At 63.6% G+C, this 24,002-nt stretch carries 23 protein-coding genes; 9 read left to right on the plus strand and 14 right to left on the minus strand.

Features of this window, described 5'->3' with window-relative positions:
- Nucleotide 1: 1 nt before the first annotated feature.
- Genes ACQY7X_RS22205 through zwf form a run of 3 tightly spaced genes read right to left on the minus strand, consistent with a single transcriptional unit; the run spans nucleotide 2 to nucleotide 3,386 of the window.
- The gene (locus ACQY7X_RS22205; RefSeq protein WP_428247672.1) at nucleotides 2-532 is read right to left on the minus strand and encodes an ActR/PrrA/RegA family redox response regulator transcription factor; all 531 of its coding nucleotides are present in this window, start codon (nucleotides 530-532) and stop codon (nucleotides 2-4) included.
- Complete coding sequence (locus ACQY7X_RS22210; protein WP_428247673.1) at nucleotides 529-1,902, minus strand: ActS/PrrB/RegB family redox-sensitive histidine kinase; 1,374 nt, start codon at nucleotides 1,900-1,902, stop codon at nucleotides 529-531. The genes ACQY7X_RS22205 and ACQY7X_RS22210 overlap by 4 nt, the downstream gene beginning before the upstream one ends.
- Entirely contained in the window at nucleotides 1,899-3,386 is a 1,488-nt protein-coding gene (gene zwf / locus ACQY7X_RS22215) for a glucose-6-phosphate dehydrogenase (RefSeq protein WP_428247674.1), read from the minus strand. The genes ACQY7X_RS22210 and zwf overlap by 4 nt, the downstream gene beginning before the upstream one ends.
- A gap of 215 nt (nucleotides 3,387-3,601) precedes the next feature.
- On the opposite strand from zwf, the gene ACQY7X_RS22220 reads away from it, so the two are divergent.
- Nucleotides 3,602-4,108, plus strand: a complete 507-nt coding sequence (locus ACQY7X_RS22220; protein ID WP_428247675.1) for a GcrA family cell cycle regulator — start codon at nucleotides 3,602-3,604, stop codon at nucleotides 4,106-4,108.
- Nucleotides 4,109-4,175: 67 nt separating this feature from the next.
- On the opposite strand, the gene ACQY7X_RS22225 is transcribed toward ACQY7X_RS22220, so the two are convergent.
- Nucleotides 4,176-4,598: a VOC family protein gene (locus ACQY7X_RS22225; RefSeq protein ID WP_428247676.1), complete on the minus strand. Its 423-nt coding sequence runs from the start codon at nucleotides 4,596-4,598 to the stop codon at nucleotides 4,176-4,178.
- A gap of 12 nt (nucleotides 4,599-4,610) precedes the next feature.
- Nucleotides 4,611-5,072 carry a MarR family winged helix-turn-helix transcriptional regulator gene (locus ACQY7X_RS22230; RefSeq protein WP_428247677.1) on the minus strand — a complete coding sequence of 154 codons (462 nt, stop codon included), beginning with the start codon at nucleotides 5,070-5,072 and terminating at the stop codon, nucleotides 4,611-4,613.
- A 95-nt stretch (nucleotides 5,073-5,167) separates the two neighbouring features.
- Between ACQY7X_RS22230 and ACQY7X_RS22235 the strand changes: the two genes are divergently transcribed.
- Nucleotides 5,168-5,527, plus strand: a complete 360-nt coding sequence (locus ACQY7X_RS22235) for a DUF1428 domain-containing protein (RefSeq protein ID WP_428247678.1) — start codon at nucleotides 5,168-5,170, stop codon at nucleotides 5,525-5,527.
- Between the two features lie 65 nt (nucleotides 5,528-5,592).
- On the opposite strand, the gene ACQY7X_RS22240 is transcribed toward ACQY7X_RS22235, so the two are convergent.
- Complete coding sequence (locus ACQY7X_RS22240) at nucleotides 5,593-6,729, minus strand: acyl-CoA dehydrogenase family protein (protein ID WP_428247679.1); 1,137 nt, start codon at nucleotides 6,727-6,729, stop codon at nucleotides 5,593-5,595.
- Nucleotides 6,730-6,747: 18 nt separating this feature from the next.
- The gene (locus ACQY7X_RS22245; RefSeq protein ID WP_428247680.1) at nucleotides 6,748-7,941 is read right to left on the minus strand and encodes an acyl-CoA dehydrogenase family protein; all 1,194 of its coding nucleotides are present in this window, start codon (nucleotides 7,939-7,941) and stop codon (nucleotides 6,748-6,750) included.
- A 141-nt stretch (nucleotides 7,942-8,082) separates the two neighbouring features.
- On the opposite strand from ACQY7X_RS22245, the gene ACQY7X_RS22250 reads away from it, so the two are divergent.
- Complete coding sequence (locus ACQY7X_RS22250) at nucleotides 8,083-8,502, plus strand: PaaI family thioesterase (protein WP_428247681.1); 420 nt, start codon at nucleotides 8,083-8,085, stop codon at nucleotides 8,500-8,502.
- Nucleotides 8,503-8,555: 53 nt separating this feature from the next.
- Here ACQY7X_RS22250 and ACQY7X_RS22255 read toward each other — a convergent pair whose 3' ends face one another.
- Nucleotides 8,556-9,407, minus strand: coding sequence for a crotonase/enoyl-CoA hydratase family protein (locus ACQY7X_RS22255; protein ID WP_428247682.1), 852 nt, complete (start codon nucleotides 9,405-9,407; stop codon nucleotides 8,556-8,558).
- Nucleotides 9,408-9,487: 80 nt separating this feature from the next.
- Here ACQY7X_RS22255 and ACQY7X_RS22260 point away from each other — a divergent pair, with 80 nt between their 5' ends.
- Complete coding sequence (locus tag ACQY7X_RS22260; RefSeq protein WP_428247683.1) at nucleotides 9,488-10,360, plus strand: MaoC/PaaZ C-terminal domain-containing protein; 873 nt, start codon at nucleotides 9,488-9,490, stop codon at nucleotides 10,358-10,360.
- 87 nt (nucleotides 10,361-10,447) lie between these two features.
- Entirely contained in the window at nucleotides 10,448-12,160 is a 1,713-nt protein-coding gene (locus ACQY7X_RS22265; protein ID WP_428247684.1) for a hypothetical protein, read from the plus strand.
- Between the two features lie 16 nt (nucleotides 12,161-12,176).
- Here ACQY7X_RS22265 and ACQY7X_RS22270 read toward each other — a convergent pair whose 3' ends face one another.
- On the minus strand, nucleotides 12,177-13,907 hold the full coding sequence (locus ACQY7X_RS22270) for an EAL domain-containing protein (protein WP_428247685.1): 1,731 nt from the start codon (nucleotides 13,905-13,907) through the stop codon (nucleotides 12,177-12,179).
- 180 nt (nucleotides 13,908-14,087) lie between these two features.
- Here ACQY7X_RS22270 and ACQY7X_RS22275 point away from each other — a divergent pair, with 180 nt between their 5' ends.
- From ACQY7X_RS22275 to ACQY7X_RS22285, 3 genes are read left to right on the plus strand one after another with little or no spacing between them, the layout of a single operon-like run.
- Nucleotides 14,088-15,800 (plus strand): long-chain-fatty-acid--CoA ligase, encoded by a 1,713-nt coding sequence (locus ACQY7X_RS22275; protein WP_428247686.1) that lies wholly within the window; start codon nucleotides 14,088-14,090, stop codon nucleotides 15,798-15,800.
- Between the two features lie 11 nt (nucleotides 15,801-15,811).
- Nucleotides 15,812-17,029, plus strand: a complete 1,218-nt coding sequence (locus tag ACQY7X_RS22280; protein WP_428247687.1) for a hypothetical protein — start codon at nucleotides 15,812-15,814, stop codon at nucleotides 17,027-17,029.
- Nucleotides 17,026-18,201 carry an alpha/beta hydrolase gene (locus tag ACQY7X_RS22285; protein WP_428247688.1) on the plus strand — a complete coding sequence of 392 codons (1,176 nt, stop codon included), beginning with the start codon at nucleotides 17,026-17,028 and terminating at the stop codon, nucleotides 18,199-18,201. Before ACQY7X_RS22280 ends, ACQY7X_RS22285 begins: the two co-directional genes overlap by 4 nt.
- A gap of 14 nt (nucleotides 18,202-18,215) precedes the next feature.
- Here the strand turns inward: ACQY7X_RS22285 and ACQY7X_RS22290 are convergent, their stop codons facing one another.
- Complete coding sequence (locus tag ACQY7X_RS22290; RefSeq protein ID WP_428247689.1) at nucleotides 18,216-19,085, minus strand: EamA family transporter; 870 nt, start codon at nucleotides 19,083-19,085, stop codon at nucleotides 18,216-18,218.
- Between the two features lie 166 nt (nucleotides 19,086-19,251).
- Between ACQY7X_RS22290 and ACQY7X_RS22295 the strand changes: the two genes are divergently transcribed.
- Nucleotides 19,252-19,917 carry a dienelactone hydrolase family protein gene (locus ACQY7X_RS22295; protein WP_428247690.1) on the plus strand — a complete coding sequence of 222 codons (666 nt, stop codon included), beginning with the start codon at nucleotides 19,252-19,254 and terminating at the stop codon, nucleotides 19,915-19,917.
- 157 nt (nucleotides 19,918-20,074) lie between these two features.
- Here the strand turns inward: ACQY7X_RS22295 and ACQY7X_RS22300 are convergent, their stop codons facing one another.
- From ACQY7X_RS22300 to ACQY7X_RS22315, 4 genes are all read right to left on the minus strand, one after another.
- Nucleotides 20,075-20,998 carry a hypothetical protein gene (locus ACQY7X_RS22300; protein ID WP_428247691.1) on the minus strand — a complete coding sequence of 308 codons (924 nt, stop codon included), beginning with the start codon at nucleotides 20,996-20,998 and terminating at the stop codon, nucleotides 20,075-20,077.
- Between the two features lie 436 nt (nucleotides 20,999-21,434).
- The gene (locus ACQY7X_RS22305; protein ID WP_428247692.1) at nucleotides 21,435-22,292 is read right to left on the minus strand and encodes a VOC family protein; all 858 of its coding nucleotides are present in this window, start codon (nucleotides 22,290-22,292) and stop codon (nucleotides 21,435-21,437) included.
- A 15-nt stretch (nucleotides 22,293-22,307) separates the two neighbouring features.
- Entirely contained in the window at nucleotides 22,308-22,838 is a 531-nt protein-coding gene (locus tag ACQY7X_RS22310) for an adenine phosphoribosyltransferase (RefSeq protein WP_428247693.1), read from the minus strand.
- Between the two features lie 26 nt (nucleotides 22,839-22,864).
- Nucleotides 22,865-23,692, minus strand: a complete 828-nt coding sequence (locus ACQY7X_RS22315) for an S-methyl-5'-thioadenosine phosphorylase (protein ID WP_428250091.1) — start codon at nucleotides 23,690-23,692, stop codon at nucleotides 22,865-22,867.
- Nucleotides 23,693-24,002: the final 310 nt, after the last annotated feature.

Genomic DNA, 24,002 nt, shown 5'->3' on the forward strand with positions numbered 1-24,002 from the left:
GCTATTGCGGCGACCGCTTGGCCAAGATGCGCTGCAAGGTGCGGCGGTGCATCTTGAGCCGGCGCGCCGTCTCCGAGACATTGCGGTCGCACAATTCGAACACGCGCTGGATATGCTCCCAGCGTACCCGCTCAGCCGACATCGGCTCGTCCGGCGGCGCCGGATGCGCGGCGTTGCCGGCACGCAACGCGCGGTCCACGTCATCGGCATCGGCGGGCTTCGGCAGGTAATCCACCGCACCGGCCTTCACGGCGGCAACGGCGGTAGCGATGTTGCCATAGCCGGTAAGCATCACCACGCGGGCATCCTGGCGCACGGCACGGATCGCGCTCACCACATCCAGGCCATTGCCATCGGCGAGCTTGAGATCCACCACGGCATAGGCCGGTGGGCGGCTGCGCGCCATCTGGATGCCGACAGCCACGCTATCCGCCGCCTGCACGACATAGCCACGCTTTTCCATGGCCCGGGCCAGGCGCAGGCGCAGGGGTTCGTCATCATCAACAATCAGCAGGCTCAAATCGGTGCTCATGGCGCCAATGTACCCGAGCCGGACTGGGGCGCAACCCTTGCCACCTGGCCAGGAGCGGAGAGCGGCAGCGGCCAGTTCACCCGCACCCGGGCACCGCCGCCGGAGCGGTTGGAAAACCCGACACTGGCGCCACTGCGGCGCAGCAAATTCATTGAAATGAACACGCCCAGGCCCATACCACCGGATTCGGGCCGGCTGGTGGTATAAGGCTCGCCCAGGGCCGAGAGAATATCGACATTGATGCCTGGGCCGTCATCAAGGATATCAAGACGCAGCGAAGTCTGGTCCCAGTCCACTTCCGCCGTCACCGCGCCATGGGCGAATTCCATGGCATTCTGGAACAGGTTGCTGAGGCCCTGGACGATCTCCGGTCGGCGCGGCAGGCTTGGCGGCACACCTTCCTGCTTGAGCCGTACACGGAAATCGACGCCGGAGCGGCGCCAGGGTTCGGCCGCCATGGTGAGCAGGTTGGCGATGCCGAGGTCGGCAAAGGCTTCGTCATCAGCCTCATCGGAGGGCCGGCGCGAAATACGGGCCAGGATATCGCGGCAACGCTGCGCCTCGCTTAAGAGCAGTGCGATATCCTCAGCGATCGGATCATCCGCCTCCACCTCACGGCTCAACTCCTTGGCTACCACGGCGATGGTGCCAAGCGGACTGCCAAGCTCATGCGCCGCCGCCGCCGCCAGGCCACCCAGCGCCGAAACCTGCTGTTCCCTCGCCAATGCCATCTGTGCCGCCGCCAAAGCATCGGACATGCGCCGGGCTTCTTCAGCCACCTGCCAGGCATAGGCAGCGATGAACAGCATGCCGAGCACCAGCGCCACGAACACACCGGCCTGATAGGCATGCGGCAGTATCAAGCGAGGTTCGCTCCAGGGCAGTGGCTGATGCCATACCGCAAGAAGGCCGGCAATGCAGAAGGCGAGCAACCCGAGCAGAACGGTGGAACGCAGACTGAGAATGGTGGCCGAAATGGTGACCGGCACCAGCACCAGCAGGGCGAAGGGATTCTCCACACCGCCAGTGAGGTAGAGCAGCGCACCCAACTGCACCAGATCGAAGGCGAGATAGCCGGTGGCACCCTGCTCCGACAGCCGCTTCGCCGTCGGGTAGATCAGGAACAGCGCGATGTTCAGCAACGTGCTGACACCGACCACCAGCAGCGACGGCACCAGCGGCAGCGTGAACCCAAGGCCGAAATGCACGAACAGCAATGCCAGCAACTGGCCGACAATGGCGATCCAGCGCAGCAGCACCAGGGTTTGCAGGCGCACACGGCCCGGCGCGGTATCCCCGGCCTGTCGGTTCACCATCAGGCGATGCATCATGCGATCCAGGCGGTCGTTGATTGCCGAGGCAAGACTCACGGCATGTCCTCGTGCCAGGCGCGGCCATCGCGCTCGATCAGGCCCATGGCGGCGGATGGCCCCCAACTGCCGGCAATGTAAGACTTGGGGGCATCGCCTTGCGCCGCCCAGCCGGCCAGGATCGGTTCCACCCAATGCCAGGCTGCCTCGACTTCGTCGCGGCGCATGAACAGCATCGGATTGCCGCGCACCACATCCATCAGCAGCCGCTCATAAGCCTCGGGCTGGCGGCCACGGAAGGTATCGGCGAAGCTCAGATTCAGCGGCGCGCGGCGCAGGCGCATGCCGCCGGGGCCTGGCACCTTGGTCATCATATGCAGTTCGATACCTTCATCGGGCTGCAGGCGGATCACCAGGCGGTTGCCGACCACATCGCGTTCCGCACCCGGGAAAATCAGATGCGGCACCGGGCGGAACTGGATGACGATTTCCGAACGCCGCATCGGCAGCCTTTTGCCGGTACGCAGGAAGAACGGCACACCGGCCCAGCGCCAATTGTCGATTTTCGCCTTCAGCGCCACGAAACTCTCAGTCACCGTGTCCGGATTGCCGACTTCCTCGGCATAACCTGCTACTGCCTGGCCCTGCATGGCACCGGCGCGGTATTGCCCGCGCACCGTCTTGCTTGCCACCGTGTTCGGCCCTATCGGATGCAGCGCCTGCAGCACTTTCAGCTTCTCGTCGCGCACCGCATCCGCTTCGAAAGCCGCCGGCGGCTCCATCGCCACCAGGCAGAGCAGTTGCAGCAGGTGGTTCTGCACCATGTCACGCAGCGCGCCCGACTGGTCGTAATAGCCGCCACGCTTCTCGACCCCGACGGTTTCCGCCACCGTCATCTGCACATGCTCGATATGGCCGCGATGCCAGATCGGCTCGAACAAGGCATTGGCAAAGCGCAGGGCCATCAGGTTCTGCACCGTCTCTTTGCCAAGATAATGGTCGATGCGGAAAATCTGTTCCTCGCGGAACACCTCGCCGATGGCGTCGTTGATCGCGTTGGCCGAGGTGATGTCGTGGCCGATAGGCTTTTCCAGCACCACGCGAGACTGGCCGCGATTGAGTTTCACGGCGCCGAGATGCTGGCAGATCGGGCCGAAGAAGCGCGGCGCCACCGCCAGGTAATGCACCCGCACGCGACTATCATCCGGCGGCAGGTCGTCGGCCAGGCCAGCAAAATCGGTAAGTTGTTCCACATCGGCGGCCCGGTAGCTCAGCCGGGCGGCGAAACGTCGCCAGGCGGCATCGTTCAGCTCCCCCGGCGGCAAATGCCGCGCCAGCCCGTCATGGGCCATGGCCCGGAACTCCTCCAGGCTCATCTCACCCCGGGCAACGCCCAGGATGCGGGCATCGGGGTTGAGCTGGCCAGCCGCATCCCGCAGATAGAGTGCCGGCAACAGCTTGCGCAGTGCCAGATCACCGCTGGCGCCGAACACAACCATATCGAAGGAGAAGCTGCCGCTGGGGTTGATTCCGGGATTGGTCATGGCCCCAGCCTGTCATGCTGATCGGCTGCCTTCAATCGCCCTGGCAGCCATTTCATCCCCAGGAATCGGCACCGACTCGGGCTGCGACTCGGGTTTTTCCTGTGGATAAGCCCCTAAGCCCAATTGACCGGAAGCGCGTCCCGGTGCTTACTGCATTTAGCGTGTTGGTCCGAAAACGGGGGCTAGATATGGTGTGGACTGACGAAAAAGTTAAAATGCTCGTGCAGCTTTGGGAAACCGGCCAGTCGATCACCCAGATCGGCAAGGCCCTGGGCATGACCCGCAATGCCGTGGTCGGCAAGGCGCATCGCATTGGCCTGGCCAAGCGGGCCTCGCCCATCGTGCGCAGCGACAAGCCGGCCCAGCCGCGCCCGGCGAATACCAGCCACCACCATCATGCCACCCATCACGCGCCGCGCCAGGCTGCCGCCAGCAATGCCGAGCATGCCCCGGAAGCCCGCGCCAGCAGCGATACGCCGCGTCCGCCTGCCGCCGAGAAGCCGGCGCAGCAGCTTTCCGCTGCCATGCTGGCCGCCCTCACCCCTTCCACGGGGCCGCGCTGCAAGTGGCCGATCGGCGATCCGAAGAGCGCCGAATTCGACTTCTGCACCAAGGTTGGCCTGCCCGGCAAACCCTATTGCGCCGAACATTGCGCCCAGGCTTACACGAACTGGAACCCGGAAACCGCCATTGAGGCAGTGAAAGCCGCCAACGCGGCCTGACCGGCTGGACTGAAATCAAAAAAAGCCCCGGCGGGAAACCACCGGGGCTTTTTTTGTTGCTCATACGTCAGCCCGGTTTCACTTCCTTGCTGCCGCAATTGATCATCCAAGGGGTGCCATACCGATCGATGAAAGCCGCGAAGCGGTCGGCCCAGAAGGTCTCGGCCAGCGGCATCATCACCTCGCCGCCCTCACTCAACGCCGCGAATACGCGCCCGGCTTCCGGGATGGTATCAACGCCAATATTGACCGAAAAGCCAACCGGGCGCTGATACATCGCCGCCGGCGTATCGCCAGCCATCAAGATGGTATCGCCCACCACCACATTGGCATGCACGATGCGGTGATGCAGTTCCTTTGGCATCTCGGCAGCCATCGGCGTGTCGCCATTGGTGATCATCGCCATGACCTTGCCGCCCAGTACCTGAGCATAAAATGTCATCGCTTCGCGGCAGGTGCCGTCGAATGACAGATATACGTTGGTCTTCATCTTCTCGTCCTTTCAGGCAAGCGCACGCAGATCGGCACGCAGAGCATCCAGCGAACCGCTGGCCACCAGGGTGTCGAGTTCATCATGAGTGGAACGCCAGATCGGCATGGCTGCCGCCAGCAACGCTCGACCGGCTTCAGTGAGCACCAGACGGCGCTGGCGGCGATCACCGGCGGCCAGTTCCACCCGCAGCAGGCCACGGCGTTCCAGCGGCTTGAGATTGGCGGTCAGCGTGGTGCGGTCCATCGCCAGCAGCTCCGCCACCGGCGCCATGCCCGGCGGTTCCGGCCGGTTCAGCGACATCAACAGCGAGAATTGCCCATTGGTGAGTTCCAGCGGCCGCAGCGCCTCGTCAAACCGCCGCGCCACCGTCCGTGCCGCGCGCTGCACATGCAGGCAAAGGCAGGTATCGCGCACCATGATGGTGGTTTCATAGGGCAACGGATTGGCGGGCAGCGGCTTTGGCTTTGACATCGACTTATTATGTTGATATCAACATATATAGTCAAGCGATGCTGGGGCGGCGCCGCTTGCGCCATTCATAAAGAAAATGCCCAAGGAGCAACGCAATGAGTTACGTCGATGGCTTTCTGCTGATCGTGCCGACCAAGAAACTTCCCGCCTACAAGAAGCTGGCCAGGATCGCCGGCAAGGTGTGGAAGGAATATGGCGCGCTGGATTACCGCGAATGTGTGGGCGATGATCTGGCGATACCGTTCGGCCTGCCCTATCCGAAGCTGCTGAAGCTGAAGAAGAACGAAACGGTGGTGTTCTCCTGGATCCTCTACAAGTCCAAAGCCGACCGGAAGCGCATCAATGCCAAGGTGATGCAGGATCCGCGCATCATGAATAGCTGCGATCCGAAGAACATGCCCTTTGATATCAAGAAAATGAGCTGTGGCGGCTTCAAGACGCTGATCACAATTTAAGCCGCATCCATGAAAAAGCCCCGGCGGTGCAAATCACCGCCGGGGCTTTTTTGTTTTCTCCGGCCTCAAGCGGCTTCGGCGTTGCTCAAGGCAGCGAAGCGGCGCTGATGATGATCGGCATGGCCGAAGGCTGTATCGATCTGCATCAGGCGCTTCATGTAATGGCCGACGGTGAGTTCATCGGTCATGCCCATGCCGCCATGCAGCTGCACCGCCTGCTGGCCGACCCACTTGCCGGACTTGCCGACCTGCACCTTGGCGGCAGCGGCAGCCTTGGCGCGCTCAATAGCCGGGCGGCTCAGCGCCAGGGAGGCATAGAGCGCCAGCGAGCGTGATTGCTCGACATGGATCATCATGTCCACCATGCGGTGCTGCAATACCTGGAACTCGCCGATGGCGCGGCCGAACTGCTTGCGCGTCTTGAGATAGGCCAGCGTGGTTTCATAGAGATTCTGCATCGCGCCAACCGCCTCTGCGGACAGATAGGCGAGCGCCTGATCCATCACGCCCTCAACAATGGGCAGCGCATTCTCGGCATCACCCAGCGCGATGGCCGGGGCATTGTCGAACACGATATCGGAAGCGCGGCGGTTATCCACCGTGCGGTAATCCTGGCGATTCACACCCTTGGCCCGATTATCGACCAGGAACAGGCCAAGGCCCTTGGCATCGGTGCGTCCGCCCGCGCTGCGCGCCAGCACGATCAGCAGATCGGCGCTCGGCGCATCCGCCACCACGATCTTCTTGCCCGAAACGGTATAACCGCTGCCGCTTTTGGCTGCCTTGGTTGATACGTCATTCAGCGCGAAACGGGCGCCATGTTCGGCAAAAGCGAAAGCCAGCTTGGCTTTGCCTTCCGCCAGCTTGGGCAGGATTTCGGCCTGCTGTGCCTGGGCGCCAGCGGCTACCACAAGTCCACCGCCCAGGATGACGCTGGAGAAATACGGCTCGGCCACCATCGCGCCGCCAAAGCGTTCGGCGATCACCATGGTTTCGACGGCAGAGCCGCCAAGCCCGCCATGGTCTTCCGGCAGGGCCACGCCCAGCCAGCCCATCTCGGCGAAATGGCTCCAGTTGGCATCTGAATAGCCAAGATCGGTTTTCACCAGCTTGCGCCAGTGTTCGAAGGAATATTCCTTGCGCAGCCAGCCCTCCAGGCTATCGGCCAGCAGCTTCTGTTCGTCGTTGAGCTGGAAATCCATGGTCAATATTTCCTTCGGTCAGAGGCCCAGCACCATCTTGGCGATGATGTTGCGCTGGATTTCGTTCGAGCCGCCATAAATCGTGGTGGCGCGGTAATAGAGATAACTCTCCATGCGGCCTTGGGCGTAATCCGGGCCGACCGGCGGCTGGTTCGTGCCATCGGGGTAATGCTCATAGGGCGAGGCATAATAGCCGAGTGCCTCGCAGGCCAGCTCGGTGAGCGTCTGCTGGATCTCCGAGCCCCGGATTTTCAGCATGCTGGCTTCAGGCCCTGGCCCCTTGCCGGCATTCTCGGCCGCCAGCACACGCAGGTTCGTGTATTCCAGCGCCAGCAGTTCGATCTCCACGGAGGCGACCTTGGCACGGAAATCCGCATCATCGAGCAATGCACCGCCAAGTGTCGCGGATTCGGCGCGTGCGATATCCTTCAAGCGGCGCAGGCGCTGTTTCGAAGTCGCCACTTCGGCAATGGTGGTTCGTTCGTTGCCGAGCAGGAATTTGGCATAGGTCCAGCCTTTGCCTTCCTTGCCGATCAGGTTTTTCTTCGGCACCCGCACATTGTCGAGGAACACCTCATTCACGCCATGGCCTTCGTCAATCGAGATGATCGGCCGCACCGTGATGCCCGGCGTCTTCATGTCGATCAGCAAGAAGGAAATGCCTTCCTGCGGCTTGGCATTCGGATCGGTGCGCACCAGGCAGAACATCATGTCGGCGTAATGCGCCTGGGTGGTCCAGATCTTATGGCCATTCACGATATAATGGTCGCCATCGCTTTCCGCCTTGGTGCGCAGCGAAGCGAGGTCGGAACCCGAACCTGGTTCGGAATAGCCCTGGCACCACCAGTCTTCCATGCTGAGAATGCGCGGCAGGTAATAGGCCTTCTGCTCCGGCGTGCCGAAGGTGTAGATCACCGGCCCGACCATGGCGATGCCGAAGGGCAGCAGCGGCGGCGCATCGGCGATGGCACTTTCCTCATCGAAGATATAGCGCTGCACCGGCGACCAGCCGGTGCCGCCATACTCCACCGGCCAGCCCGGCGCGCCCCAGCCGCGCTTGTGAAGCGCGAGGTGCCATTGCACATAGTCATCCTTGGCCAGATGTACCGAGCGGCGATTGCGCTCGGCCAGATCGGCCGGCAGGTTTTCGCGAATGAAGGCCCGCACCTCGTCGCGGAACGCACGCTCTTCCGGCGTCAGGTCCAAATTCATGGCGCTTGCTCCCGTGTTCTGCGGAAAAGGTTAGTAAGCCCTCGGCGGTGAGGCAAGACCCGGCAGCAGCGGTGACGTTGCGGAAAGCCGCCTGCCTGGCGTAAACAAGACAGAATCAAGCAAGATGAATGCGAGCCTCCGATGACCTTCGATCCCGGCCAGCAGGGCTGGAAACTACAACGCGACCCGGAAAATCCAGGCTTCACCGGCCTGACCGGCCCATTCTGGGCCCGCCAGGAGGGCGATGGCCTTTGGGCTTATGCTTTCCAGGCCCAGCTTAAGCATCTCAATGGCCGTGGCATGGTGCATGGCGGCATGCTGATGACCTTTGCCGATCAGGCCCTGGGCAAAACCGTTTATCACGCCGTGGACCGCCAGCCCTGCGTCACGGTGAGCCTGAACAACCAGTTCGTGGCGCCCGCGCGTGAGGGCGATTTCCTGGAAGGACGCGGCCGCATCGTGCGCCGCACCCGCTCACTGGTCTTCATCCAGGGCGGACTTTCGGTGGCGGGCAACGACGTACTGGTCTGCGACGGGATCTGGAAGATCCTCGGCCAGTAAGCCCAGTCGCGCCAGAAGCCTAGTCGCGCCCGAAGCCTGGGAGCGCCGGAAACCTAGTAGCGCCGGCGCTGCACCAGCTTCTTGTTCGGCATCAGGTTGTCGAACTTGGCCGGGCGCTTTTCCTGGTTGGCGCGCAGTTGCTCCATCAGATCGCCGGTGAGGAACATGCCGGCCTGCCACACCTGCATGTAATCCAGCGCATCGGCTACGCTGTGGTCGCGGGTGTAGTTCAGCATCTGCTTGGTGCCATGAATTGCCAGCGGCGACTTCGATGCGATGGTACGCGCCATCGCCATCACCTCTTCCAGCATCAGGCCATGATTGGTAAAGCTGGCATTGACCAGGCCACATTGCAGCGCCTCGGCAGCCATGAATCGGCGGCCGCTATAGGCCAATTCGCGCACCAGACCAGACGGCATCAGATGCGGCAGGCGCTGCAACGTACCGACATCGGCGGTCATGCCGATATTGATTTCCTGGATGCAGAACCAAGCGTCATCGGTGCAGTAGCGCATGTCGCAGGCCGAAACGAGGTCAACGCCACCGCCGATGCAGCCGCCCTGGATGGCCGCTAGCACCGGTACGCGACAGCGCTCGATCACGGTGAAGCTTTCCTGCATCTCGGCAACGGTGCGGCGGAACTGCTCGCCCAGCCGACCACGATCACCCTTCATCAAGTCGCCGGCAATGCCACCAAAAGCCGAGAGATCGAGGCCGCCGGTGAAATGCTTGCCGGTGGAGGAGATCACCACCGCCCGCACTTCCGGGCGGTCGTCGATCTCAGCAAACACATCCACCATTTCCTGCCAGAATGGCAGCACCATCGCGTTGGCCTTGTCCGGCCGATTGAACACGATATGCGCCACATGGTCGGTCACGCTGAAGTCGAACGTGCTGTAGCTCATGGCTGCCTCCCTTGACGTAACGTCAGCCCTAGTCAGGCCGACAAGCCATCTTTAAACTTGCCGTTAGATAAGGAGGAAACATGACAATTGTCTATGATCAATTGCTGGGTCTCGACCTGCCCGAACTCGAAGCCTCCTATACCGGCCGCGACAGCATGCTCTATGCGCTGAGCACGGGTATGGGCGCCGATCCGATGGATGAGAATGAACTGCCCTTCGTGGTGGAGAATGGCGCCTATGCCGGCAAGCTCAAGGCGCTGCCGAGCCAGGCGACCGTGCTCTGCTGGGATGATAGCTGGGGTTTCAAATCCGGCATGAACATGGTGATGGTGGTGCATGGCGAACAACACATCACCATGCACAAGCCACTGGCGCCGGAAGGCCGCATCCTGGCCAAGACGCGGATCAAGGAAGCCTATGACAAGGGCGCCGGCAAGGGCGCCGTGGTGCTGGTGGAAACCGTCATCCGCGATGCGGTAAGCAAGGAACCGCTGGTCACCCTGGTCTCCACCGTATTCGCGCGTGGCGATGGCGGCTTTGGCGCCCCGGCCAACCAGCCGCCACCGCCCAAGCCGCATGTAATCCCCGACCGTGCGCCGGATATCACCATCAGCGCCAGGACGCAGTTGAACCAGGCGCTGTTCTACCGGCTCTGCGGCGACCGCAACCCGCTGCACGCCGATCCGCATTTCGCCAAAGCCGCCGGTTTTCCACGCCCGATCCTGCATGGGCTGTGCACCTATGGCCATGCCGTGCGCGCCGTGGTGAAGGGCGCCTGCGACCATGACCCGGCGCGCGTGGCCCATATCCAGGCGCGCTTCACCGCCCCGGTTTTCCCCGGTGAAACCATCGCCACCGATATCTGGCGCGACGGCAATACCGTGTCGTTCCGCGCCCGGCTGGAGGAACGCGGCCTGGTCGCACTGGATCATGGAAAGGTGGAATTGCGCTGAATTACCTGTTTTTGGCGTAAATTATCCTGGACTTGCGCGGATAAGTCGATACATCATGCCCGCATCGGTTATGCATGGGGGCATGGCATGGTCGGGAAACTGGATCGGGTATCGAAGCCGTTATGCGGTTTGATGGTGGCGTTGCTAGCCGGCCTTGCCGGCTGTGGCGAAAAGGTTGAGAACCGGCTCGCCGACTATGAGACCCCATACGACGCCGACAGTTTCCTCAGCCGCAACCTGCACCCGACGGTGCATTTCCCAAGCGGCCTGACACTGAATTTCCCCGGCTACGTCGTCGGCATCGAGAAAATCTCGCGCAGCCATATCGGCCCGGATCCAGCGGTGGTGAACAAATACCTGATCACCAAAGGCGCCAACGCAGCGGATGATGAGGATCTGCAAGACCTGCGCGGCAAGCTGTTCCGCGAACCCAAGGCAATGGCGGTAACCCATATCCTGCGCTACGCCAGTATCGGCGCCAAATCGCCCCAGCCCGACGGTAAAGCAGTGGACAGCAGCCTGCCGGGCCGTATCGATGCCTGTTTCCTCTATTCGATCTACGAAGAAAGGGATCACTCAAAGCCCGAGGCAGCCGGACAGGCGCCATCGCGCCCCTGCCCGGCTGCTATCGGCAACGATGAAATCGACGTGACCAAGCCCGGCAATCCACTCGATGTGCCGGCACGCGCCAATGCCTGGGAGCATGGCCTGAGGGCGCTCGACCGTTTGGCGGATTACGCCAAGGCGGACATTGCGAAATCGGCCGAGACTGACCGCCCCTATACGCATCTGCTGGTCTTCTCCATGGGCTGGAACACAGACCAGTTCGAAGCCCTGCGCAATTTCAACTCCATCGCCAATGAATTCGCTCGCGCGGTTGAGGGCTGCCCGATACCCGGAGATAAGTATTGCGTAGCGGCGCATAAGGTGCGGCCCCTGGTGATCGTCATCACCTGGCCATCGCTGTGGGACTGGAGCAACCTGCTGGCCGTGGGTGGCTTCGATGTGTTGGCCAAGCTGGCAAGCTTTCCGATCAAAGCCAGTGACGCGCGCGAAGTCGGTTTCGGCCCGGCCAATTACCTGATCAACAAGGCTCTGGCCGGCATCGTCGCCGATCCCACACTGAAAGAAAAATTGAAGGCGAAGAATGTCGACCTCAAGGTCGTCGGTGTCGGCCATTCCTTCGGCGCCCGCCTGCTGGCCCAGGCCGCGCGCAGCGCCCGCTATCTGGCGCCGGGCCTCAGGCCCGCCGGTACCGGTGGCCTGGATACTTTCTTCGCGCTGCAAGGTGCCTTCGAAATCGACCGTCTGTTCGATGGCGATGGGGGCCGCCATAGCTGCGCCACGCCGACACGACAACTGGCGGAAGGCTTCAACCGCGTGGTGCTGACCGCATCAAGCAAGGATGCGGCGGTCAACCTCGCCTTCTTCGGCACCTATGCCGGACAGCATGATGGCTACACGGCAAGCAAAGAGAAACCGGCCTATTGTGGCCTGTTCACGCAGGCAACGATGGATAAGGACGGTGCCTGCCTGAACCTCAACGGAACCCGCCAGGCCTGCGCCACGCTGGCACCGCTGCCGAAATCGGCATCACCGGACAAACACCCGCCGGTGCTTTACCTCGATGCCTCCAATTCGATCCAATACAACACCCATCGCACCGGCGGCGGCGCGCATAGCGACATCTACCGCGAGAATGTCGGACGCGTGCTGGCCAGCCTGCTCAATTCAGAGGACACGCTGGCGGATTGTCCGCCGGCGTATAAGGGGCTGCGCGTTTTCTGCAGGCCGCCCTGAAGCGCAGGAATGAGCGCTATTTGCGCTTCAGGCTGAAACTGGCTGGATCGACATGGTTGCCGCCCGGCACGGCAGCAGCCTGGATGGCATTGCGGTGCAGCCAGCTTGACATATCGGCCTCGGGCCGGCCGAACAGCCAGCCCTGGCCGTAATCGATGCCGAAATCGAGTAGAAGGCGGGCCTGATCCTCGGTCTCGATCATCTCGGCCACGGTGCCGATCTTCAATTCCTTGCACAGCCAGACCATGCCGCGCAGGATGGCGCGGTCGCGCTCCTTCTCGCGCGATTGCAGCGCCTTCACATAGGCGCCATCGATCTTCACAAAATTGACGTCCAGCGCCTGCAGATAGGGGAAGGATGCGGCGCCGGCACCGAAATCATCGAGACAGACGGAATGGCCATCCTGGCGCAACTGCCGCACGGCGTTGCCGGCATGCACCAGATCGGTGATCTGGGTCGATTCCGTGATCTCGAAGATAAGCTGCTTGCGCAGATCCTGGTCCGGCGCCAGCAATTCGCGCAGCGCCGCCATGAACACGGTGCTTTCCAGGCTATGGCCGGAAAGATTGACCGCCACCTCCGGCCGCTGGCCGTTCTTGCGCGCCAGATGCAACTGCTCGACCACGCGCTGCACCACGGCAAGATCGAATTCGCCGATCATGTGCACGCCTTCCGCCAGGCGGATGGTCTCGAACGGCGATTGGTCATCGCCGAAACGCACCAGTGCCTCATAGTGATGCATGCGGCGGTCGGATAGCTGCACGATCGGCTGATACACCATCTGGAAATCGCTCTGGCTCATGGTCGAGCGTAACGCCCGCACCCGCGCCACGGTCTCCGACAGCAGCAGCTTGAGGCTTTCCTCGGTGTTGCGGAAGGACAGCCCGGCGGCGCCCTGCTGAGCGAAACGCTGCACCGCGAAAGCCATGGCCGAGGCGGCATCCTCGTCGCTCATGCCCTTGGCATGCAGTTCCAGGGTGGCACCCTGCACGCCCAATGCCTGCGCCACCTGCGCCGCCGGATTGGCCTTGGCGACAAGCTGGCGCACTTTTTCCGCCACTGCCGCCTGATCCACCGCGCCGGCATGCAGGATCGAGTATTTCTCGCCATCGATGCGACCCGCCGTGTCGCCGCCAATCGACTTGGACCGCAGATAGGCGCCGACATCGCCCATCAGCACCGCCTGGGTTTCCGGCGGCAGGTCCTTGGCCAGGTCCTGCAGGCCGACAATCTCCAGCAGCGTGATCTTCACTTCCGAGCCAAGCTCGCGGGCGAGCTTGAGGCGATCTGATGCCCGCTCCTCGAAATCCTCGGCGGTCAGCAGGCCGGTCTGGTAATCGCGCTTGTTCTGCATCGCCGCTTCCGCCATCGGCAGGCGGGCGCCGGAAAGCGTCAGATAGTAACGGCCTTCCTTGCGCGGCAGGCAGCAGCCGCCCAGCACGCAGAGCACGGGTTCACGGCCAGCGGCGGCGGTCAGCCGGATGGTAACCGGCTCGATGCGGCCGCCAACGCCCAGGGAAGCCAGCAGATTGAGCAAGAAATGGCGGTCGGTGTCGTCCACCAGAGAACCGAGCTGGCGCCCGATCAGTTCACCCGGCTCAACGCCGGTCAAATGCTTGCCGGCACCGGAGGCATAGCTGATCCGGCCATCCTCGGCCACTTCCAGCATCAGGTCGGCAGCGGAGAAAGCGAAGGCGACGAAACGATCACGTTCCGCGCGCATGTCCTTGGCGGCATCGCCGCTCATCCATTGATCCTTCGCTGTTCCTGGGGCGAAATCGCCTCGGCAACTCTGCCAGAGTCGGGCCCCGGCAGCAACTCGGATGCCCCTGGGGTAACCCCATGGCGCTGTTGAATCCGCTGTAACGGACACATAAACTGACACCAGAAAGGGGTCGGCCAAATCCGAGCCGACGGGAGGAAACGAATGACCGCGCCATTCTGGGAGAAGTCCTATCCTGAGGGAGTCAAATGGGCGCTGAGCCAGCAGCCGCGCCCGATCTGGTCGCTGCTGGATGAGGCGGTGGCCAAGTATGCGCCGAAGCCCTTCCTGGAATTCATGGGCAAGACCCTGACCTACGCGGCGGTGTCCGACCTTGTCGACCGCTCCGCCAAGGGCTTCCAGCAGCTCGGCGTCGGCCCGGGCGTGCATGTCGGCCTGTTCCTGCCCAACACGCCGCATTACGTCATCTGCTTCTTCGGCATCCTCAAGGCCGGCGGCCGTGTGGTGAACTACTCGCCGCTCGATGCCGAGCGCGAGCTGCGCTACAAGATCGAGGACAGCCAGACCGACATCATGTGCACGCTGGACCTCAACGCGCTGTACCCCAACATCGCCAAGATGCTGGGCAGCACGCGGCTGAAGAAGATCGTGGTCGGCGGCCTGCCCGATGTGCTGCCCTTCCCGAAGAATTTCCTGTTCCCGCTGGTGAAGGGCAAGGAAATCGCCGCCGTGCCGAAGGACGACCGCCATGTCCGCTTCAAGGACCTGGTGGCCAACGATGGCCGCTACACGCCGCATCCGGTGAAGGACCCGGTGGATGAAGTGGCGATCCTGCAATATACCGGCGGCACCACCGGCGTGCCCAAGGGCGCCATGCTGACCCATAACAACGTGGTCGCCACGGTGCAGATGTACCTCACCTGGGCCAATGCGCGGCCCGACCTGCTGAAGGAAGGCGAGGAGCGCGTGCTGATCGTGCTGCCGATGTTCCATATCTATGGCCTGAGCGCGGTGCTGCTACGCTTCATCGCCATCGGCGCGGAACTGGTGCTGCATCCGCGCTTCGAGCTGAAGGCGGTGGTGGAGGATCTGCACAAGAAGAAGATCACCGTGTTCCCCGGCGTGCCGACCATGTATGCCGCCATCAACAACCTGCAGAACCTGAAGGATTATGACCTGTCGTCGCTGAAATTCTGCGGCTCCGGCGGTGCGCCGCTGCCGGTGGAGGTGCAGGACAAGTTCGAGACCACCACCGGCTGCAAGATGATCGAAGGCTGGGGCATGACCGAGACCGCGCCGGCCGGCACGCAGACGCTGATGGACGGCGACCGGCGCAAGGGTTCCTGCGGCCTGCCGTTGCCCGGCCTGATCATGGAGATCGTGGATGTGGAAGACCCGCTGAAGGTGCTGGGCATCAACGAGCGCGGCGAGATCTGCATCCGTGGCCCGAATGTGATGAAGGGCTACTGGAACAAGCCGGAGGCGACCGAAGAAGCCTTTGCCGGCGGCCGCTTCCATACCGGCGATGTCGGCTACATGGACGAGGATGGCTTCATCTTCATCGTCGACCGCAAGAAGGACATGATCCTGTCGGGCGGCTTCAACGTCTATCCGCGCAATATCGAGGAAGCCATCTACGAGCATCCCAGTGTCGAGGAATGCACCGTGGTCGGCGTGCCGGATGAATATCGCGGCCAGTCGGCCAAGGCCTTCATCAAGCTGAAGCCTGGTGCTGCCACGCCCAGCTTCGATGACCTCAAGAGTTTCCTGAAAGACAAGCTCGGCAAGCATGAAATGCCCGCCGCGATGGAAATCCGCGACGCCCTGCCCAAGACCCTGATCGGCAAGCTCTCCAAGAAGGAGCTGGTCGAGGAGGAGAAGAAGAAATACGAAGCGCGGCAGACGGCCAAGACCTGAGCCTGGCTCAGATGCTGATACAGAGCGGCGGCAGGCTGATGCTTGCCGCCGCCTGCTTTTGTGCGCTGCTGTTCACCGGCCCGGCGGCCTGGAGCCGCGAACCAGCAGACCAGCGCGATCCGCGCCACCTGCAATCCGGGCCGCTCGATCCATCCCTCTATGAATTGAAGCCGGCGCAGTATCTGCCCGGCCTGCCGCCGATTGCGCTACGCGGCCCGGCCCAGGCCAAAGGCCTGATCATCTGGAATCACGGCCGCGATGTTGCCGCCGAGGCCATGGCGCTGGCGCCGCCGGTGATCTGGGAGCTGGCACGCCAGGGCTGGGACGTGCAGACATTGCAGCGCCATGGCACCCATGACGTACTGGCCGTCGCCTTGCGCATTGTTGGTGCCGGGCTGGATGCCGGCCGTGCGCAAGGCTATCGCCGCATCGTGCTGGCCGGGCAATCGGTCGGCGCCTGGATCGCGCTGGGCGAAACGGCACGGCGCGATGGCAATGCAGTGCGCCCCGATGCCGTGCTGGCGCTGGCGCCGGCGGCTTTCGGCACACCCGCCAGCCCGATGAACTGGCGCCAGAATGACAGCCGCCTGCGGCCGATCTGGGAATATTTCGCCGGCCGGCAGACGGCCTTGTTTGCCGCCTTCTTCGCGGAAGACCCCTATTTCGAGCAGAGCGAACCGGGCGTGCGCGGCGGCTACGCCAAGCAACGCCTCGCCGAACTGGGCCTGCCTGCCCTGGTGCTGGACCGCCCGGCGCCGGACGTGATGCATGGCCATGGCGCCGGTATGAGCCTGCCCTTTGCCCGCCGCTTCGCCCCTTGCCTGGTGCTGCTGCTGGACCAGGGCAAGCCACCGCCCTGCGAGGACGGCGACCGCAGCGCCATTGCCACCTTCGGCCTGGCCATGCCGCCAGCCCTGCCCGCCAGCCCTGGCGATGCCTTCGCCGGGCTGTGGCAGGGCACCAGTGCCAATGGCCGCTACATGCTGCTGGAACTGCGGCCACTCAGCGCCGGGCAGCAGCGCGAGGCGGTGCATGGCGTCGGCCGCAGCATCAACAACGAAGCGGCATCGAGCCAGACCGTGCCGCTGGTGAGCGAGGGCCGCCGGCAACGCTTCAACCAGGGTAGCCTGAGCCTCGACCTCAGCCTTGAGCCCGATGGACGCCTGAAATTCCGCCGCACCGAGGCCGGCCAGCCACCCCAGGATAGCTGGCTGCGGCGGCTGCCATGAAAGGCATAACAGCCGGCCTGCTGCTGCTCGCCCTTGCCGCCACCGATGCCGCGCCGGCCTTGGCCCAGGCCGAAGCCGTGAGCGAAGGCAAGCATTACGAGATCGCCCCGGCCACCGTTAAAGGCGGGCCGGACATGCCGGTGCGCGGCCCGGCGCAAGCCAAGGGCGTGGTGGTGTGGAGCCATGGCCGGGGCATCAACGAGGCGAGCGAGAAAGCGCCGCCGCTGGTGCTGCTGTTCGCTGAACGCGGCTGGGATGTGGTGAGCGTGTTCCGCGCCTGGGGTACCGACAACCGCCGCAATGCGACACTGATCGTTGGCCAGGCCGCCGAGAAGATGCGGGCGCTGGGCTACAAGCGCGTGGTGCTGATGGGCCAGTCCGCCGGCGCCTATGCCTCGGTGGAAGCGGTGCGCTACGATTATCCGGCCGATGCCGTGATCGCCCTGGCACCGGCGGCGTTTGGCAGCTACAGCGGCGCCAATGCCGGCCCCAACTGGCGTGAGAACCACAACTCGCTGCGCAGCGTGTGGGAGCGCTACGAAAACAAGAAGCTGACCGTGGTGGCGGCCTACTTCACCGGCGATGATTTCTACGAGGAACGCCAGCCCAATGAGCGCGGCCCCTGGCTGCAACAGGCATTGCGGAAATTCGGCCTGCCGCACATGGTGATCAGCCAGCCCGACAATCCGCCGCTGACCGGCCATTCTGCCGGCCAGAGTTGGACCTTCGCCCGCCGCTTCGCGCCCTGCATCTACACCCTGGTGGAAACCGGCACAGCGCCACCCTGCGGCGATGAGCAGCCCGAATTGCTCAAGACGTTCGGCATCCGCCGCTTGGCCGCCAGCGCCTTCGACACGCGGGAGCCGCTGGCCGGTACCTGGTTCGGCAACTGGTCCGGCGGCCGCGTCATCAGCATCCCGATCCTGCGCCGCCAGGGCGACAGGCTGCAGGCGCGCTACATCACCGGCGCCAGTGTCGGCGAGCAGACCGACCGCGTGGAGGATCTCGACTGGCCGATCACCGATGCCGGCGGCGGCCTGCTGGTGCGCGACCTGCAAACCCTGCGCTTTGAATTCCGCCAGGACGGGCCGGACCGTCTGCAGGCGAAGCGCATCCCCAAGGATGGCCGCGAGGTGCAGACGGCGGTATTGCGGCGCATCCCGCCGAAATAGCACCAGCCCCGCTGCTAGCCGCGCCAGTTCATCAAGACGAGGCCGGCGCCGACGGCCAGGGCGGCGATGATGCGGCGCGGCCCGAAGCCCTCGCCCAGCAGCACGGCGCCGATCACGGCGGCGAAGATCACGCTGGTCTCGCGCAGAGAAGCGACATGCGCAGCACCACCCTTGGTGAAGGCCCACATGGCGATGCCATAGCCCAGCGTGGCGATGGCGCCGCCGGCCAGGCCGCGCTTCCAGCCGCGTTTCGCCGCCGAGAGGAATTCCGTGCCGCGCGTGGCGAAGGCGAACACAGCCACCCATGGGCCTTCGACGATATTGAGCCAGGCGATATAGGCCATCGGATCGCCGGCGGCGCGCACGCCCCGGCCATCGAACACCAGGTAGCCCGCAATCGTGCAGCCGGTGAGCACGGCATAGAGCAGCGAATGGCGGCGCTGTTCCGGCGTGCCGCGATACGGCCCGAAGGCCAGGCTGGCGATGCCGAGCGAAATCACCGCGGCGCCCAGCATCTCGCGCGATGACAGCGCCTCGCCGAACACGAAACCGGACAGCAACGCCACCGCCAGCGGCCCCATGCCGCGCGCGATGGGATAGACCTGGCTCAGATCGCCATGGCGATAGGCCTTGAGCAGGCAGGTGTAATAGCCGCAATGGATCAGCACCGAACAGGCGAGCCAGCCCCAGGCTTCCCGCCCCATGCCAGCGCCGAACGGATCGTTGGTGAAGGGCAGCAGCACCAGCCCCATGCCGACACCGGCCAGCATCACCAGGGCCATGCTGGTCTGGCGGTCGGTATCGGATTTCACCACCGCGTTCCAGGTGGCGTGCATCAGGGCGGCGAGCAGCACCAGGGCCGCGACGAGGGGATCCAAAGCCATTTTTTGGGAACTATTCCGAACGGGTAACCGGCCTGCCGGACAGCGCTTGAGCAAGGCTCCCGGCGGCGGCGTTAACGATTGTTGCGAGACGGTGACGATCATGCCACGGTAACGGAAACAGGTCATTACGGATCATAGGGCTGATTGGTCTAGGAGGATTCAGGTCATGGGTGCTTTCACTACGCTTACCGCCGAGGACGGCCACCGCTTCGCAACCTATATCGCCGAACCGAAAGCTGCGCCGAAGGGCGGCATCGTGGTGGTGCAGGAGATTTTCGGCGTCAACAGCCATATCCGCGCCGTGGCCGATGGCTATGCCGCCGAGGGCTATTACTGCGTCGCCCCGGCCCTGTTCGACCGCACCGAGCGCGATATCGAATTGGGCTACACGGCCGATGACGTGGCGCGCGGGCGTGAATTGCGCGGCCGCCTGTCCTGGGCCGAAGTGATGAAGGATACCAACACCGCCATCGCGGCGGCGGCCTCGGCCGGCCGCGTCGGCACGGTAGGCTATTGCTTCGGCGGCAGCGTCACCTGGCTGGCCGCCTGCGCCGCCAACGGCCTGGCAGCGGCCAGCTGCTATTACGGCGGCAACTGGGCCGAACTGGCCGAGCGCGCGCCGGCCTGCCCGGCTCTGCTGCATTTCGGCGCCAAGGACAAGATGATCCCGACCAGCATCGCCGAAAGCATGAAGGCGCGGCATCCCAGCATCACCACGCATATCTACGATGCCGACCATGGCTTCAACTGCGACCAGCGCGGCACCTATGATGCCTTCTCGGCAGCCCTCGCCCGCCGCCGCACGCTGGCGCTGTTCGAGGCGGTGCTGTAACGATTTTCGTCATGGCCCGCTTCAGGCGGGCCCTCCACGAGTTTTCCCTGAATTGACTGGAATAAAAGGAACACGTGGATGCCCTGCCTCCGCAGGGCATGACAGTCTTTATGATAGGGCGAGGCTTGTGCAAAAGCGGCGTTACTAGGCTTCGGCACTACGCCCCATCTGGCGTCAGGCTCCAGCCCGGCCCCATCTCCTTGCCCCAATATTCGGGCATGATCGGCACCCGCTTGCCATAGTAATAGAGCGCCTCGCAGCCTTGCGGCACCAGCGGATAGGTCTTGGGCGGCGGTGGCCAGATCGGCGCCGGCTTCCACGCGGCCTCTCCCTGTCCCGCATCTTCCGAACGCTTCCCGCCTTCTTCCGCCTGCTTTCCAGTTTCTTCCTGATGCTTCCCAGTGTCTTGGAAATGCTTCGCGGCGCTTCCCGGACATTCCGGCGTTTTTGTCACAGACATTGGTTGCGCAGGTGCTGCCGCTTGCGTGCGGGGCGCGGGCGCCATGGCCTCGCGCAGCTCGCGCCGCGCGGCGGCGGCATCGCGGATGATCTGGTTGGCCCGCAGCATCGCGCGGCAGTTTTCCTTCTCGCTCTGCGACAGCGTCACCGGCTTGCGGCCCGGCGCCCTGGCCCGCTTGGCCGCCGCTGCCAATTGACTGCCCGTCACCTCAGGCTGCGCCGATGCCAGGCGCTCGATGGCCTCGGGCGCCAGATCGGCGCGGGCGTAGAGCGCCTCGGCATAGTCGCGGCGCAGCGCCTGCATCCGCAGGCCATGCAGCAGGCGGCTGCGCTCGGCTTCCTTCTCCACCATGGCGCGGAAGGTGGCGCTGGCTTGCAGATGGCGCCAGACCCGCGCCTCGTCGCAGCCCAAAGCCTCGGCAACCTCGGGCGCCGCTGTGCCGGCAGCCAGCAGCTTGGCCGCTTTAGGCCAGTCATAGCGCCGGGGCGAGGCCCGGCCGGAAAGCCGCACCGGCTCGCGGTGCCAGGGCGGCAGGCCGCCCGGGGATTGGGACTGGGCAGCTTCGGGCTGAACGGCTGGCGGTTCGGCGGCGTCGGGAACAGATGGATCGAGGACAGTCATGGCGGCCTCCATTTTCAGGATCGGCCAGCATACCACATTTTCAGAACATTATAAGAACATAATGGGATTATATAACGACACAAATTTAGTTCAATTGCTTACAAGCACTTTCAGAACGCCTTCGAGGCCAAGAAGAGATATCAGTCTAACCACAACCACTCCCACCAAGCCTCCAGAAGTAATCAGCATCCATGATTTAGGCCGGACTAGAACAATCGGAGTGAGTATGAGGAAGAGTAAAGCGAAAGGACTAAGCACTATAATTGGTAGAAGAACATAGCCTATAAAATCTGAATCTGAGCGCCCTGCTATGGAGAGCACAGCCCCGAGTCCCAGACCTGCTATTCCAGTGCTGAAATAACTTGCAGCAACGATACGCAGCACGAGGAAAGCCAGTTCGGCTCCGACTTTCCATGCATGCTTTTTATCTGCCATTCTAAACCCGGCTGGTAAACTCCAGGAACACACCATGCGCGGCTTCCGCCGGCACCAGCACGGTGCCGTCGATGGCGCGGACATGCTCCGCACCCGTGGCCTTGAAATAGGTCGCGGCGGCTTCCGGGTTATGCACGCGGAGCCGCATGCCGGCGATGTAGGGCGTCGGGCGGTTCTCATCGTGATCGAGGTCGGGGAACAGGGTCGCGAGATCGGTCGGGGTGACGAACAGCACATGCTCGTTGCCGACGCGGGCGGCGATCATGCGGTCGGTGCGCACCGCCGAGCCGGCGCCGAACAGCTTTTCATAGGCTGCTTCGGTGCTGAGCGGATCGTCACAGACCACGACGCAGCCAGCCAGATGCGTGGCGCCATTGGGATGCAGCAGCCAGGCGGGCTGGCGCAGCAACTCCGGTGTGAGATGCTGGCAGATGAACATAGACACCGGCGGCGTGGCTTCCGGCGGCAGATGCACCAGCGCGAAAGCCGGCAGCACGGTGCCTTCCGGCAACTGCAATTCACGCTTGAGGCTCTGCACCGGGGTCGGGTTCAGGCCACTAATGCTGAGGGCGGCGCGGCTTTTCTCGGCATCGTCGGAGCCGAGCACGATCTTGTGCAGCCCCTCGCCTTTCGCCGCCAATACTTCTTCCAGACCAGCCGTGAAGCCGCCCGGTTCGGCGATGCCGAGCAGTTCGATGTAATTGCCCTGGAACATGATGCAGTAATTGCCCGTGGCCCAGCCGATATGGCGGCCGCGCGGCGTCAGCGTGAAGCCGAGGCGGGCATAGGTTTCCCGCGCCGCCTCCAGATCGCTGGCGGCAACGACGGTATGATCGATGCCGATGAGGTTATGCGCCATCAGTTGCCACCGAAATCAGTGGCCGTCGAATTCGGCCAGCGCCAGCACGCGCACGCCCAGCGCCTCAAGCCGCTTGCGGCCGCCCAGTTCGGGCAGATCGACAATGAAGGAACCGCCGATCACATTGCCCTTGTAATGCCGGATCAGCTTGATCGCGGCTTCCGCCGTGCCGCCGGTGGCGATCAGGTCATCCACCAGCAGGATCTGTTCGCCCTCGTTGATGGCATCGATGTGGATTTCCATGGAATCCGTGCCGTATTCGAGCTGGTATTCCTGCGCCAAGGTCTTGTGCGGCAGCTTGCCGCGCTTGCGCACCGGCACGAAGCCGATGGAAAGCTGATGCGCGATGGCGCCGCCGAGGATGAAGCCGCGCGCCTCGATGCCCACCACCTTGTCGATGCGGGTGCCGGCGAAGGGCTGCACCATTTCATCGATGGTCTTGCGGAAGCCGCGCGCATCCTGCAGCAGCGTGGTGATGTCGCGGAACATGATCCCCGGCTTCGGATAATCGGGGATGGTGCGGATCTTGTCCTTGATGCCCTGCATGGGAGGCTTGGTCCTTATTCGAGAAATCAGGCGTTGAGGATGCGGCCGGCGACGGCGTCGAGCTTCTTCAGCACCGCCGGGTCGCGCTTTTCCGGCGCGGTGATCAGCGCGTTATCAAGCGCGCGGTCGCAGCCCTGATGGCAATGCTCCGGGCGATCCTTCAGATACTTCACCGCATGCGCCACCAGCGACTGGCCCTTGGCGGCGTTATCGAGCAGCACGCGGATCACGGAGGCGACATCAACATGGTCATGGTCCGGGTGCCAGCAATCGAAATCGGTGACCATGGCAACGCTGGCGTAGCATAGCTCGGCCTCGCGGGCGAGCTTGGCTTCCGGCGCGTTGGTCATGCCGATCACGTCGCAGCCCCAGCTCTTGTAGAGGAAGCTCTCCGCCTGGGTGGAGAATTGCGGGCCTTCCATGCACAGATACGTGCCGCCGCGCTGGGCATTGATGCCGGCATCCTTCGCGGCCTTTTCCAGCGCATCGCCGAGGCGATGGCAGACCGGATGCGCCGCCGAGACATGCGCCACCATGCCGGTGGAGAAGAAGCTCTTCTGGCGCATGAAGGTGCGGTCGATGAACTGATCGACGATGACGAAGCTGCCCGGCGGCAGATGCTCCTTGAACGAGCCGCAGGCCGAGACCGAGATCACATCATGGCAGCCGACACGCTTGAGCGCATCGATATTGGCGCGGTAGTTCACTTCCGAGGGTGAATGGCGGTGGCCGCGGCCATGGCGCGGCAGGAACACCATCTCGGCGCCATCGAGTTTGCCGAACAGCAATTCATCGGAGGGATCGCCCCAGGGCGTGGACACCTTGCGCCACTGCGTGTTGGTGAGGCCGGCCATGCCATACAGGCCGCTGCCGCCGAGCACGCCGATGCGCACCGGATCGCCGGGCTTGGCGATATGCGGCCGGGTCCAGGCCAGCTTCGGCGCGGTTTTCTTCAGCGCGGCCTTCTTGGCCGGGGCCTTCTTCACAGCCCCCTTCTTAACCGCAGCCTGCTTAACAGCGGCCTTCTTAACAGCAGCGCGGGCCGCCGGCTTCTTGGTCGCTTTCTTGGCCGTCTTCTTGGCTTGAGCCATAAGGGACACCCTTGGAATCAGTGGGAAAAGTCGGGGCCGACTTAAGCAAAGGCGGCCCCCCGGCGCAATAAAA

Source organism: Ferrovibrio sp. (assembly GCF_965278975.1).
Taxonomy (GTDB): Bacteria; Pseudomonadota; Alphaproteobacteria; order Ferrovibrionales; family Ferrovibrionaceae; genus Ferrovibrio.

Coding starts and splice junctions, on each gene's coding strand:
- ACQY7X_RS22205 (WP_428247672.1), bottom strand. CDS start 532: ATGAGCACCGATTTGAGCCTGCTGATTGTTGATGATGACGAACCCCTG.
- zwf (WP_428247674.1), bottom strand. CDS start 3,386: ATGACCAATCCCGGAATCAACCCCAGCGGCAGCTTCTCCTTCGATATG.
- ACQY7X_RS22220 (WP_428247675.1), top strand. CDS start 3,602: ATGCTCGTGCAGCTTTGGGAAACCGGCCAGTCGATCACCCAGATCGGC.
- ACQY7X_RS22225 (WP_428247676.1), bottom strand. CDS start 4,598: ATGAAGACCAACGTATATCTGTCATTCGACGGCACCTGCCGCGAAGCG.
- ACQY7X_RS22230 (WP_428247677.1), bottom strand. CDS start 5,072: ATGTCAAAGCCAAAGCCGCTGCCCGCCAATCCGTTGCCCTATGAAACC.
- ACQY7X_RS22235 (WP_428247678.1), top strand. CDS start 5,168: ATGAGTTACGTCGATGGCTTTCTGCTGATCGTGCCGACCAAGAAACTT.
- ACQY7X_RS22240 (WP_428247679.1), bottom strand. CDS start 6,729: ATGGATTTCCAGCTCAACGACGAACAGAAGCTGCTGGCCGATAGCCTG.
- ACQY7X_RS22245 (WP_428247680.1), bottom strand. CDS start 7,941: ATGAATTTGGACCTGACGCCGGAAGAGCGTGCGTTCCGCGACGAGGTG.
- ACQY7X_RS22250 (WP_428247681.1), top strand. CDS start 8,083: ATGACCTTCGATCCCGGCCAGCAGGGCTGGAAACTACAACGCGACCCG.
- ACQY7X_RS22255 (WP_428247682.1), bottom strand. CDS start 9,407: ATGAGCTACAGCACGTTCGACTTCAGCGTGACCGACCATGTGGCGCAT.
- ACQY7X_RS22260 (WP_428247683.1), top strand. CDS start 9,488: ATGACAATTGTCTATGATCAATTGCTGGGTCTCGACCTGCCCGAACTC.
- ACQY7X_RS22265 (WP_428247684.1), top strand. CDS start 10,448: ATGGTCGGGAAACTGGATCGGGTATCGAAGCCGTTATGCGGTTTGATG.
- ACQY7X_RS22270 (WP_428247685.1), bottom strand. CDS start 13,907: ATGAGCGGCGATGCCGCCAAGGACATGCGCGCGGAACGTGATCGTTTC.
- ACQY7X_RS22275 (WP_428247686.1), top strand. CDS start 14,088: ATGACCGCGCCATTCTGGGAGAAGTCCTATCCTGAGGGAGTCAAATGG.
- ACQY7X_RS22280 (WP_428247687.1), top strand. CDS start 15,812: ATGCTGATACAGAGCGGCGGCAGGCTGATGCTTGCCGCCGCCTGCTTT.
- ACQY7X_RS22285 (WP_428247688.1), top strand. CDS start 17,026: ATGAAAGGCATAACAGCCGGCCTGCTGCTGCTCGCCCTTGCCGCCACC.
- ACQY7X_RS22290 (WP_428247689.1), bottom strand. CDS start 19,085: ATGGCTTTGGATCCCCTCGTCGCGGCCCTGGTGCTGCTCGCCGCCCTG.
- ACQY7X_RS22295 (WP_428247690.1), top strand. CDS start 19,252: ATGGGTGCTTTCACTACGCTTACCGCCGAGGACGGCCACCGCTTCGCA.
- ACQY7X_RS22300 (WP_428247691.1), bottom strand. CDS start 20,998: ATGACTGTCCTCGATCCATCTGTTCCCGACGCCGCCGAACCGCCAGCC.
- ACQY7X_RS22305 (WP_428247692.1), bottom strand. CDS start 22,292: ATGGCGCATAACCTCATCGGCATCGATCATACCGTCGTTGCCGCCAGC.
- ACQY7X_RS22310 (WP_428247693.1), bottom strand. CDS start 22,838: ATGCAGGGCATCAAGGACAAGATCCGCACCATCCCCGATTATCCGAAG.
- ACQY7X_RS22315 (WP_428250091.1), bottom strand. CDS start 23,692: ATGGCCGGCCTCACCAACACGCAGTGGCGCAAGGTGTCCACGCCCTGG.